Source organism: Streptomyces sp. CHD11, from assembly GCF_018638295.1.
Taxonomy (GTDB): Bacteria; Actinomycetota; Actinomycetes; order Streptomycetales; family Streptomycetaceae; genus Streptomyces.
Map to the genome: position 1 here is coordinate 117,199 of NZ_JABTTS010000015.1, position 11,100 is coordinate 128,298.

10 protein-coding genes are annotated in these 11,100 nt (G+C 73.0%); 2 read left to right on the top strand and 8 right to left on the bottom strand.

The genetic code is table 11. From position 1 onward, the window contains the following. Positions 1–30: 30 nt before the first annotated feature. Genes HTV45_RS17860 through pdhA form a run of 3 tightly spaced genes read right to left on the bottom strand, consistent with a single transcriptional unit; the run spans position 31 to position 3,637 of the window. On the bottom strand, positions 31–1,494 hold the full coding sequence (locus HTV45_RS17860; RefSeq protein WP_215206796.1) for a dihydrolipoamide acetyltransferase family protein: 1,464 nt from the start codon (positions 1,492–1,494) through the stop codon (positions 31–33). Then, the gene (locus tag HTV45_RS17865) at positions 1,494–2,498 is read right to left on the bottom strand and encodes an alpha-ketoacid dehydrogenase subunit beta (RefSeq protein ID WP_215206797.1); all 1,005 of its coding nucleotides are present in this window, start codon (positions 2,496–2,498) and stop codon (positions 1,494–1,496) included. Before HTV45_RS17865 ends, HTV45_RS17860 begins: the two co-directional genes overlap by 1 nt. Beyond that, a complete protein-coding gene (gene pdhA / locus HTV45_RS17870; RefSeq protein ID WP_215206798.1) occupies positions 2,495–3,637 on the bottom strand; it encodes a pyruvate dehydrogenase (acetyl-transferring) E1 component subunit alpha in 1,143 nt (380 codons plus the stop codon). The genes HTV45_RS17865 and pdhA overlap by 4 nt, the downstream gene beginning before the upstream one ends. Before the next feature lie 185 nt (positions 3,638–3,822). On the opposite strand from pdhA, the gene HTV45_RS17875 reads away from it, so the two are divergent. Continuing rightward, on the top strand, positions 3,823–4,308 hold the full coding sequence (locus HTV45_RS17875; protein WP_215206811.1) for an Lrp/AsnC family transcriptional regulator: 486 nt from the start codon (positions 3,823–3,825) through the stop codon (positions 4,306–4,308). Between the two features lie 60 nt (positions 4,309–4,368). Here HTV45_RS17875 and HTV45_RS17880 read toward each other — a convergent pair whose 3' ends face one another. Continuing rightward, positions 4,369–4,959 (bottom strand): TetR/AcrR family transcriptional regulator, encoded by a 591-nt coding sequence (locus HTV45_RS17880; RefSeq protein WP_215206799.1) that lies wholly within the window; start codon positions 4,957–4,959, stop codon positions 4,369–4,371. Beyond that, positions 4,956–6,473, bottom strand: coding sequence for a 3-hydroxyacyl-CoA dehydrogenase (locus HTV45_RS17885; RefSeq protein WP_215206800.1), 1,518 nt, complete (start codon positions 6,471–6,473; stop codon positions 4,956–4,958). Before HTV45_RS17885 ends, HTV45_RS17880 begins: the two co-directional genes overlap by 4 nt. A 161-nt stretch (positions 6,474–6,634) precedes the next feature. On the opposite strand from HTV45_RS17885, the gene paaN reads away from it, so the two are divergent. Further along, on the top strand, positions 6,635–8,326 hold the full coding sequence (gene paaN / locus HTV45_RS17890; protein ID WP_215206801.1) for a phenylacetic acid degradation protein PaaN: 1,692 nt from the start codon (positions 6,635–6,637) through the stop codon (positions 8,324–8,326). On the opposite strand, the gene HTV45_RS17895 is transcribed toward paaN, so the two are convergent. Genes HTV45_RS17895 through HTV45_RS17905 form a run of 3 tightly spaced genes read right to left on the bottom strand, consistent with a single transcriptional unit; the run spans position 8,327 to position 11,092 of the window. Next, positions 8,327–9,133 carry an RNA methyltransferase gene (locus tag HTV45_RS17895; RefSeq protein ID WP_215206802.1) on the bottom strand — a complete coding sequence of 269 codons (807 nt, stop codon included), beginning with the start codon at positions 9,131–9,133 and terminating at the stop codon, positions 8,327–8,329. Positions 9,134–9,143: 10 nt separating this feature from the next. After that, entirely contained in the window at positions 9,144–10,391 is a 1,248-nt protein-coding gene (locus HTV45_RS17900) for an HTTM domain-containing protein (protein WP_215206803.1), read from the bottom strand. Then, on the bottom strand, positions 10,388–11,092 hold the full coding sequence (locus HTV45_RS17905; protein WP_251692307.1) for a DUF5819 family protein: 705 nt from the start codon (positions 11,090–11,092) through the stop codon (positions 10,388–10,390). The genes HTV45_RS17900 and HTV45_RS17905 overlap by 4 nt, the downstream gene beginning before the upstream one ends. Positions 11,093–11,100 lie beyond the last annotated feature (8 nt).

Consider the following 11,100-nt stretch of genomic DNA (forward strand, 5'->3'; position numbering starts at 1 on the left):
GGAACGGGCGAACCGCTGGACGCACCGGACTCACAGTGTCCGCAGCAGCACCGCCGGTTGCTCCACACAGTCCGCCACGTACCGCAGGAAGCCCCCTGCCGTACCGCCGTCGCAGACCCGGTGGTCGAAGGTGAACGAGAGCTGCACGACCTGCCGCACCGCCAGCTCGCCCTCGTGCACCCACGGCCGCGGGACGATGCGTCCGACGCCGAGCATGGCGGCCTCGGGGTGGTTGATGATCGGGGTGGAGCCGTCGACGCCGAACACGCCGTAGTTGTTCAGCGTGAAGGTGCCGCCGGTGAGTTCCGCGGGCGTCAGCGTCCCGGCCCGGGCCGCCTCGGTCAGCCGGGCGAACTCCGCCGTCAGCGACTCCGCGTCCCGCGTGTGCGCGTCCCGGACGACGGGGACGACGAGCCCCCGGTCGGTCTGCGCGGCGAACCCGAGGTGCACACCCTCGTACCGGACGATCTCCCTGGCCCCGGCGTCCACCGAGGAGTTGAGCTCAGGGAAACGGGCGAGCGCGGCCGTGCAGATCCGGGCCAGCAGCGCGAGGACGGAGATCTTCGGGCCGGCGCCGGTCGCGTTCATCGCCGCGCGGGCCCGCATCAGTTCGGTGGCGTCGGCGTCCACCCAGCAGGTCGCGTCCGGTATCTCGGCGCGGCTGCGGGAGAGCTTGTCGGCGACGGCACCGCGGATGCCCTTGAGGGGGACACGGGTGACGGCCGGGGTCTCCGCGGGGGCGGCCGGTGCCGGCGTCCCCGCGGGGACGGGCCGCCGTCCCGGTCCGCCGTCCGTCGCCTCCGTACGGCCCGGGGCGGCGGCACGCAGCGCGTACTCCACATCCGCGCGCAGGATCAGCCCGTCGGGTCCGGAGCCGGTCAACTCCCGCAGATCCAGTCCGTTCTGCCGGGCCAGCCTGCGCACCAGCGGGGAGATCACCGGAACGGGCCCGTCCGCGGCTCCGGGCGTACGGGTGCGGGCGTCGGTGGACTCCCCGGTCCTGAGCCGGCCGTTCACCGCGCCGGTGGCGGACGCGGCGGGCACCGCGGGTGTCCTGGGCGCGGCGGGTGCCGTCTCTCCCGGGCGCACCCGGCGGCGCCGGGCCGGCGCCTCGGAGGTGCCGTAACCGACCAGGACATTGCCGGAGCCCTCGGCGGCCGGTCCCTCACCGCGTGCCGTCCCGGAGCCCGCGGCGCCCGTGGCGTCCGCGGCGCCGCCCGTCCCCTCGCCCGTGCGGCCCTCGGCTCCCTCCCCCACCGCCACCGTCAGCAGCGGGGCGCCGACGGGCAGTTCGGTGCCCTCCGCGCCGAAGCGCGCGGTGACCACCCCGCCGTAGGGGCAGGGCACCTCCACCATCGCCTTGGCCGTCTCGACCTCGACGACCGGCTGGTCCACGGCGACGACGTCGCCGACCTCCACCAGCCAGCGCACGATCTCCGCCTCGGTGAGGCCCTCACCGAGGTCGGGCAGCTTGAACTCCAGCACCTGTGCCATCAGCTCTCGGCCTCCCACTGCAGTCGCCCCACGGCGTCCAGGATCCGGTCCACACCGGGCAGGTGGTGGCGCTCCAGCATCGGCGGCGGATACGGCAGGTCGAACCCGGCCACCCGCAGCACCGGCGCCTCCAGATGGTGGAAGCAGCGCTCCATGACCCGGGCCGCGATCTCCCCGCCCGGACCGCCGAAGCCACCCGACTCGTGGACGACGACCGCGCGTCCCGTCCGCCGTACCGAGGCGCACACCGTCTCGTCGTCGAACGGCACCAGGGAGCGCAGATCGACGACCTCGAGGTCCCAGCCCTCGGCCCGGGCCGCCTCGGCCGCCTCCAGGCAGACGGCTACGGACGGCCCGTAGGTGATGAGCGTGGCGCTCCGCCCTGAGCGCCGCACCACCGCACGGCCTATCGGTTCGACGGCCGCCGGCTCCTCGGCGTTCCAGGAGTCCTTCGACCAGTAGAGCCGCTTGGGCTCCAGGAAGACCACCGGGTCGTCGGAGGCGATGGCGGCGCGCAGCAGTCCGTAGGCGTCGGCGACGGTCGCGGGCGTGACGACATGGAGCCCGGGGGTCGCCATGTAGTACGCCTCGGATGAGTCGCTGTGGTGCTCGACGCCGCCGATGCCGCCGCCGTAGGGGACGCGGACGGTGAGGGGCAGCGGCATCCTCCCGCGCGTGCGGTTGCGCATCTTCGCCACGTGCGAGACGAGTTGCTCGAACGCCGGGTAGGCGAACGCGTCGAACTGCATCTCCACGACCGGCCGCAGCCCGTACATGGCCATGCCGACGGCCGTGCCGAGGATGCCCGCCTCGGCGAGCGGCGTGTCCGTGCAGCGGTCGTCGCCGAACTCCTGGGCGAGCCCGTCGGTGACCCGGAAGACACCTCCCAGGGTGCCGACGTCCTCGCCCATGACGTGCACGGACGGGTCGGCGGCCATGGCGTCGCGCATCGCGCGGTTGAGCGCCTGCGCCATGGTGGCCGGCCTGGCGGCGACGGTGGTCATCGCTGCGCCCCTTCCGGCCCGGCCTCGGCCGCCAGCTCGGCCCGCAGCTGCTCCCGCTGTTCCACCAGTTGAGGGGTGGGCTCGGCGTAGACGTGGGCGAAGAGGTCCATGGGGTCGAGCACCGGGTCCTGGTTCATACGGGACCGAAGGTCGGCTGCCATGGCCTCGGCGTCCTGACGGACGGTCTCGGCGGCGGCCTCGTCGAGCAGGCCGCGCCCGGTCAGCTCCCGCTCGAGCAGCGCGATCGGGTCGTGCCGCTTCCAGGTCTCCACCTCGGCGTCGCCTCGGTAGCGGGCCGCGTCGTCGGCGTTGGTGTGGGCCTCCACGCGGTACGTGATCGCCTCGACCAGGGTCGGGCCGCCGCCCGCGCGGGCGCGGCGCACGGCGTCGGCCAGCACCTCGTGCACGGCGGCGGCGTCGTTGCCGTCGACCAGGCGGCCGGGCATGCCGTAGCCGACGGCCTTGTGGGCCAGCGACGGGGCCGCGGTCTGCTTGGCGAGCGGTACGGAGATCGCGAAGCCGTTGTTCTGGACGAGGAAGACCACCGGGGCCTGCCAGACGGCGGCGAAGTTCAGCGCCTCGTGGAAGTCGCCCTCGCTGGTGCCGCCGTCGCCGACCATGGCGAGCGCGACCACGTCGTCGCCCTTGAGGCGGGCGGCGTGCGCCAGACCGACGGCGTGCGGGAGCTGGGTGGCGAGCGGGGTGCTCAGCGGGGCCACGCGGTGCTCGTGGGGGTCGTAGCCGGTGTGCCGGTCGCCCCGCAGCAGGGTGAGGGCCTCCACGGGGTCCACCCCGCGGGTGACGACGGCGAGGGAGTCGCGGTAGCTCGGAAAGAGCCAGTCGCGCTCCTCCAGGACCAGGGCGGCGGCGACCTCGCAGGCCTCCTGGCCGGTGCTGGAGGGGTAGACCGCGAGACGGCCCTGCTTGGTGAGGGCGGTGGCCTGGGCGTTGTAACGGCGGCCCTTCACCAGCTCCGCGTAGAGCCTGCGCAGCAGCTCCGGGTCGGCTCCGGCGGCCGCCTCGGTGCCGAGGACGCGGTACGGCTCCGCGTCCGGCAGCAGCGGCGCGGGATCCGTACGGGGCTGCCAGGCGGGCGGCGGGGTCGGCCGGTAGGCCCCCCGCTGCTCCATGACCGTCATGACGGCACCTCCTCGTGGGATGTCGGAGGCGCGGCGTCTGTGACGCGCCTCACCAACCGATTGTTCGGTCGCCGGCACATTTTGGCTACGGGTGGTACCAGGCTGTGGACAAACGGTTCTCCACACCCTGAGATGGATGCAGTACGTCCACGGCGGAGAGGTGGGGGCGGGTGGCATCTGAACAAATGGCCGGGGATCCGGAGGGGATCGGTCCGCTTCTGCCGCCGCGCCCCCTGGACAGCATCGACCAGGACATCCTGCGGATGCTCCAGGCGGACGGCCGCGCGTCCATACGTTCGATCGCGGAACGGGTGCACGTCTCGCGCGCGAACGCGTACGCGCGGATCAACCGGCTGGTCGAGGACGGCGTCATCCGCGGCTTCGGGGCCCGCGTCAATCACGAACGGGCCGGCCACGGGACGTCCGCCTACATCACCCTGAAGATCGTCCAGAACTCCTGGCGCACGGTCCGCGAACAGCTCAGGGAGCTGCCCGGCGCCTCCCACATCGCCCTGGTGGGCGGGGACTTCGACGTACTGCTGCTGGTCCACACGCCGGACAACCGGGCGCTGCGCGAGGTGGTGCTGACCCGGCTCCAGGCGATCCCCGAGGTACTGAGCACCCGCACGCTGCTGGTGTTCGAGGAGGAGGACCTGGAACCACAGGGGTGAGACGCCGCCCGCCCGGAGACGGCACCCCCGGCCCTCCGGCCCTCCGGCCCGGAGCCTGCCTCAGACGGCCTTGCGCAGTCCCGCGAAGGCCAGCCGCGCCACCGCGTCGGCCACCTCCCGCTCGTCCATGCCGCGCCCGTCCGGCCGGTACCACTCCACGATCGAGTTGATCATCCCGAAGACCAGCCGGGTCACCAGGCGCACCTCTATGTCCTCGCGCACGTCACCGTCGGCCGCCGCCGCCTTCAGCAGTTCCGCGACCCGGTGGTCGAACTCGCGCCGCCGTTCCAGCGCCCACCGCTCGGTGTCCGTGTTGCCGCGCACCCGCAGCAGCAGCGTCACGTACGGCAGCTCGGCGATCAGCACCTCGACCATGCGCCGTACGACGTACTCCAGGCGCCCGGCGGCGCGCCCCACGCGCGCCGGCTCCTCCTCGAGGATGTCGAAGAGCCCGTCCAGCGCCCGGCTCACCGCGCGGCGCAGCAGTTCCTCCTTGCCGGCCACGTGGTGGTAGATCGAGGACTTGGAGATGCCGGCGGCCTTGGAGAGGTGCTCCATGGAGGTGCCGTCGTAGCCGCGTTCGTTGAACACCTGGACGGCGACGGACAGCAGCGTCTCCGGGGTGTACGTGTCGCGCCTGGCGGTGGTCATGGGGTGTCCTCCCGCTTGCCGGGGGTGGCGCGCGCGTACTGGTAGAGCGCGAGGGACGGCGCACAGCGCCCGCACGGGTCGATCTCGTGCATCTCCTCCAGCAGGTCACCGGCCCAGCCGCGGCCGAGGCGGCGTCCCCACTCGAAGGGGCCCAGGGGGTAGTTCACACCCAGCCGCATCGCGGTGTCGATGTCCTCCTCGGTGGCCACGCCCTTGGCGACGGCCTCCACCGCGATGTCGATGATCCGGGCCACCGTCCGCGCGACGATCATTCCGGGGACGTCCCCGATGACGCTGACCTTCTTGCCGAGCGCCTGGAACAGGCCGGTCGCCTCGGCGACGGTCCGCGCGGAGGTGTCCTGGCTGTGGGACAGGGCGATACGCGTGGCCGTGCGGTAGTCGAGGGCGAGGTCGAAGTAGACCACGTCGCTGAACTCCACCGAGGTCCGGCCGTCGGCGAGCACCAACTGTCCGCCGCCGGGCAGTACCAGGCGGGTGCCCTCGTCCTCGGCCTCCTCGCGCACCTCGATGCCCGCCTCGCGGATCAGGGCGAGCAGCTCCGCGGCCGGCCCCAGGTCGCCCTCGGCGACGACGCACGCGGGCGGTCCGGCGGGCTCGGCGGTGTGGGGTTCGGGGCGCTCGGCGCCGTCGGTGTAGTCGTACCAGCCGATCCCGGCCTTGCGGCCGAGCCGGCCGGACTCGACCAGCCGGCGTTGCGCCAGCGACGGTGTGAAGCGCACGTCGTGGAAGAAGGACCGCCATACCGAGTGGGTGACGGATTCGTTGACGTCCTGGCCGATGAGGTCGGTCAGCTCGAAGGCGCCCATCCGGAAACCGCCGGACTCGCGCAGGACCGCGTCGATGGTGGCCGGGTCGGCGCCCTGGGACTCGTACACCGCGAAGGCCTCGGCGTAGAAGGGCCGCGCGACCCGGTTGACGATGAAACCGGGGGTGTCGGCGCAGGCGACGGGGGTCTTGCCCCAGGCGCGGGCCGTCTCGTGCGCGCGCGTGGCGCTGGTGACGTCGGTGGCGAACCCGGAGACGACCTCGACGAGCGGCAGCAGCGGCGCGGGGTTGAAGAAGTGCAGGCCCACGAAGCGTCCGGGCACGCGCAGGGCGCCGCCGATCGCGGTGACCGACAGCGAGGAGGTGTTGGTGGCGAGGAGGCAGTCGTCGGAGACGATGTCCTCCAGCGCGCGGAACAGCTCCTGCTTGACGTCGAGCCGCTCCACGACGGCCTCGACGACCAGGGCGCAGCCGGCGAGACCGGTGAGCTCGTCGGCGGGCCGGAGACGCTCACGCGCGGCGTCCCGCTCGGCGGGGCCGAGCCGCCCCTTCGCCACCAGCCGGTCGAGCCGCGCGGCGATGGCGTCGGCGGCCTTCCGGGCCTGGCCCGGGGCGGCGTCGTACAGCCGTACGGGATGGCCCGCGACCAGCGCGACCTGGGCGATTCCCTGGCCCATGGTGCCGGTGCCGACCACGGCCACGGGACTGCTGAGGTCGAGTGCTGTCATGTGCGCGATCCTCCCGCACGGGGTTCTCCACGGATGCGGCGGACCCCCTTGTCCCGACCGATCGTTCGGTTACCCTAACTCTGACCGCCCGTTCCTGACTACGTTTCCGCACCGGTCCATGAGCTCGACGAAGAGTTCCTGAGACGAGGAGTTGGTCCCGCATGGCCGCCGAACTCACGGCGCACGAGCTGATCGCCCGCCACCGTCCGACCCTGGACCAGGCACTGGAAGCGATCCGCACACGCGCGTACTGGTCCCCGCACCCCGAGCACCCCAAGGCCTACGGGGCGAACGGCAGCCTGGACATGGCGGCGGGCAAGGCCGCCTTCGACGCCCTGCTCGGCACCCGGCTCGACCTCGGCCAGCCGGGCACGGACGGCTGGGTGGACGGCGAGACCTCTCCCTACGGCCTCGAGCTGGGCGTGAGCTACCCGCACACGGACCCGGACGAGCTGCTTCCCGCCATGAAGGCCGGGATGCGCGCCTGGCGCGACGCGGGCGCGGAGACCCGCGCGGTGGTCTGTCTGGAGATCCTCAAGCGGATCAGCGACCGGACCATGGAATTCGCCCAGGCGGTCATGCACACCTCCGGCCAGGCGTTCATGATGGCGTTCCAGGCGGGCGGACCGCACGCGCAGGACCGCGGCATGGAGGCGGTGGCCTACGCGTACGTGGAGCAGATCCGCACACCCGACACCGCGGAGTGGACCAAGCCGCAGGGCAAGCGCGACCCGCTCGCGCTCACCAAGCACTTCACCCCGGTCCCCAGGGGCGTCGCCCTGGTCATCGGCTGCAACACCTTCCCTACGTGGAACGGCTACCCGGGTCTCTTCGCCTCCCTCGCCACCGGCAACGCGGTCCTGGTCAAGCCGCACCCCCGCGCGGTGCTGCCGCTGGCGCTCACCGTCCAGGTGGCCCGCGAGGTGCTCACCGAGTCCGGTTTCGACCCGAACCTGGTGGCGCTGGCCGCCGAGCGGCCGGGCGAGGGCATCGCCAAGAGCCTCGCCACCCGCCCGGAGATCCGGATCATCGACTACACCGGCTCCACCGAGTTCGGCGACTGGCTGGAGGGCAACGCCCGCCAGGCGCAGGTGTACACGGAGAAGGCCGGCGTCAACACGGTGATCGTGGAGTCGGCCGGCGACTACCGGGGGATGCTGTCCAACCTGGCGTTCTCCCTGTCCCTGTACAGCGGCCAGATGTGCACCACCCCGCAGAACCTGGTGATCCCGCGCGAGGGAATCGGCACCGACCAGGGACACAAGTCCTTCGACGAGGTCGCCGCCGACCTCGCGCAGGCGGTCGACGGCCTGCTCGGCGACGACACCCGCGCCAACGCGCTGCTGGGTGCCATCGTCAACCAGGACGTCAAGGCCCGCCTGGAGGCCGCCGCCGGCCTCGGCGAGGTCGCCCTCGCCTCCCGCGAGATCACCCACCCGGAGTTCCCGGGCGCGGTGGTCCGTACGCCGGTGATCGTGAAACTGGACGGTGCGAAGCCCGACGCCGAGGCCGCGTACATGAGCGAGTGCTTCGGCCCGGTCTCCTTCGCCGTCGCCGTCGACTCGGCCGACGACGCGGCCGCGCTGCTGCGGCGCACGATCCGCGAGAAGGGCGCGATGACGGTCGGCGCGTACACGACCTCACCGGAGTTCGAGGAGACGGTGCGCGAGGTCTGTCTGGAGGAGGCCGCCCAGCTCTCCCTCAACCTCACCGGCGGGGTGTACGTCAACCAGACGGCCGCCTTCTCGGACTTCCACGGCTCCGGCGGCAACGCGGCGGCGAACGCGGCCCTGTGCGACGGCGCCTTCGTCTCCAACCGCTTCCGGGTCGTCGAGGTGCGCCGGGAGGCCTAGCTAGGAGTCCTGGTACGCGCCCCCGGTGGCGCTCCAGTGGTACAGCGTCATGGCCACACTGGTCGCGAGGTTGTAGCTGGAGACCTGGGGGCGCATCGGCAGCGCCACCAGGTGGTCGGCCCGCGCGCGCAGCCCGGGCGAGAGCCCGCTGCGCTCGGAGCCGAAGGCGAGCAGCGCGTCGTCGGGCAGCGTCAGCGAGCGGAGGTCCTCGCCCTCGGGGTCCAGCGCGAAGACCGGCCCCGGCAGCTCACCGGCGTCCGTCCGCTCCACGGCGGTGGCGAAGTGCAGCCCGGCCCCGGCGCGCACCACGGTGGGGTGCCAGGGATCGAGGGTGCCGGTGGTGACGACCCCGGTCGCCCCGAAACCGGCGGCCAGCCGGATCACCGCGCCCGCGTTGCCGAGGTTGCGCGGGTTGTCCAGGACCACCACGGGCGCGGTGCGCGGGGTGTGCGCCAGCTTCTCCAGGTTGCCCGCGCGGGAGGGGCGTACGGCCAGGGCGGCCACGGCGGTGGGGTGCGGGCGCGGCACCAGCGAGGCGTACGTCCCGTGCGGGACCTCGGTCAGCAGCGCGGCCAGTTCCTCCCGCACGTCGTCGGCCAGCTCGCCGGCGAGCGCGAGCGCGGCGTCCCGGTCCGCGGCGAGCGCGATGCGCACCTCGGCCCCGAAGCGCACGGCGTGCTTGAGCGCGTGGAACCCGTCGAGCAGGACGGCGCCGTCCGCCAGACGGTGCCAGGCGGACACCGGGCCGGCCGGGTCACCGGGCCGGCCCGTGGTGCGGTCGGGGACGGCGCGGTGCGGGTCGGTCATGGCGTGCAGCCTACGTGCGCGGGCCGGGCACCCGGCCGGGTGCCGGGGCCGCCTCCACCGGGGCGGGGGCCTTGCCCGCGGCGGTGCGGGCCGGGGACCGGGGTGCCGGGAGCGGTACCGCGCCCCGGCGCGGACGCGGCGCCGCCCGCGCCGCCAGGCCTCCCAGACGGCGCAGGAACGACGTCGGCAGGAAGACCGCGTCGGCCGCGATCATCGCCAGGGAGAAGAAGGGCAGCCCGAGCACGACGGCGATCACCGCGTGTTCGAGGATCATGAAGCTCAGCAGGGCATTCTTGACCCGCCGGTTGAACAGGGTGAACGGAAAGGCGACCTGCACGGCGACCGTCGCGTAGGTCACCAGCATCACCAGGGTGCCGCTGGCCGTCAGCAGGTCCGCCAGGGCCGGCCAGGGGGAGAAGTACTCCAGGTGGAGCGGGTAGTGGACGGCGGTGCCGTCCTGCCAGCGGGAGCCCTGGACCTTGTACCAGCCGGCCGTGGCGTAGATCAGACACGCCTCCGCCATGATCACCAGCAGCGCGCCGTTGTGCACGGTGTTCGCGACGAGGTCCAGCAGGATCCGCGGCTGCCAGGTCCCCGCGCGGCGCCCGGCCAGCCACCACAGCCCCTGCGCGAGCCATACGGTCCACAGCAGCACCGGTATGAACCGGTCACCGTCCATCCGGCCCGCGAGGGTGGCCAGGAGCAGCAGGAAGCCCAGGACGCTCCACAGCGCCGGGCCGACCCGGTCGCGGGGCCGCTCCCCCCGCGCGCGAGCCCCGGCCGCACGCCGCGTCCGCCGCGCGTCCAGCGACCAGACCTGTCCGCACCGGGTGAACACCAGATAGACGGACATCAGGTGCAGGACGTTGTCGCCGCCGTCGCCCATGAACACGCTGCGGTTCTGCAGCGCCAGCACGCCCACCATGAACAGCACCGACATGGTGCGGGTGCGCCAGCCCAGCAGCAGCAGCAGACTCCACAGCACGGCCAGCGCGTAGACCGCCTCGAACCAGATCCGGCTGTCCGACCAGAGCAGCACGGTGAAGGCGTCGTTCGTCGCGACCAACTGCTCGGCGAGGCCGAAGTCCCAGGGCCCGTCAGGGCCGTACAGCTCCTGGCGGTGCGGAAACTCGCGCAGCAGGAACAGCAGCCAGGTCAGGCTGAAGCCGATACGGATCACGGCCGTCTGGTACGGGCCGAGCGCGGAGTCGGTGACGCGGGCGACCGCCCGGGTCAGGGCCGATGAGACGCGGTTCACCCGATGCCTCCCCGGGTCTCGTCCTCGGGCAGGGACCACCAGGGCAGGGTGCGGTACACCGGCGTGGTCGAGGCATTCTCCCCGCTCCAGTCCGGCGGGGGGACGTCGGTGGTGCGCGAGCGGACCTGGACGCGGTCGACGAAACCGTCCTCGCCGGCCGCGTCCGCGCGGTGCAGGCGCATCGCCATGATCCGGCGCAGATACGCCTCGGACAGCGCCCCGCGCAGACCCACCGGCCTGTTCCGGTCGTCGTGCGTCGCGACGAAGAAGTCCCAGGCCCTGCGCAGTTCGTTCTGCTGGGTGTGGCTGGGCAGCGGGTTGCCGTCGATGGCCCGGCCGTCCTGCGCGGACAGGTCGTACCAGCCGGTGGTCCGTGAGGTCCCGTCCGCCGTACGGACCTCGGCGCGCACCTGGACGGCGGTGTTCTGCTGCAGGGGGTTCGGCGCGAACAGCTTCCAGTTCTGCTCGAACTCGGGGTAGATCCAGTCGTCGATCGTCTCGCGGTGCTGCTTGCTCACCGTGTTCGGTGGCGCGACGTGCAGGAACGTCATACCGAGGTGCACACAGACCCCGACGGCGACGACCACGAGCGCCAGCACGGCACCGATCCGGCAGGGCGTCGAGAGGGCGGCCACACCGGTACGGGGCGGGCCGGTCGGCGCGGGGAGTTCGGTGATGCGGAGGTCCGCGAGCCGGCGCAGCCACGTCT

Coding starts and splice junctions, on each gene's coding strand:
- HTV45_RS17860 (WP_215206796.1), bottom strand. CDS start 1,494: ATGGCACAGGTGCTGGAGTTCAAGCTGCCCGACCTCGGTGAGGGCCTC.
- HTV45_RS17865 (WP_215206797.1), bottom strand. CDS start 2,498: ATGACCACCGTCGCCGCCAGGCCGGCCACCATGGCGCAGGCGCTCAAC.
- pdhA (WP_215206798.1), bottom strand. CDS start 3,637: ATGACGGTCATGGAGCAGCGGGGGGCCTACCGGCCGACCCCGCCGCCC.
- HTV45_RS17875 (WP_215206811.1), top strand. CDS start 3,823: ATGGCCGGGGATCCGGAGGGGATCGGTCCGCTTCTGCCGCCGCGCCCC.
- HTV45_RS17880 (WP_215206799.1), bottom strand. CDS start 4,959: ATGACCACCGCCAGGCGCGACACGTACACCCCGGAGACGCTGCTGTCC.
- HTV45_RS17885 (WP_215206800.1), bottom strand. CDS start 6,473: ATGACAGCACTCGACCTCAGCAGTCCCGTGGCCGTGGTCGGCACCGGC.
- paaN (WP_215206801.1), top strand. CDS start 6,635: ATGGCCGCCGAACTCACGGCGCACGAGCTGATCGCCCGCCACCGTCCG.
- HTV45_RS17895 (WP_215206802.1), bottom strand. CDS start 9,133: ATGACCGACCCGCACCGCGCCGTCCCCGACCGCACCACGGGCCGGCCC.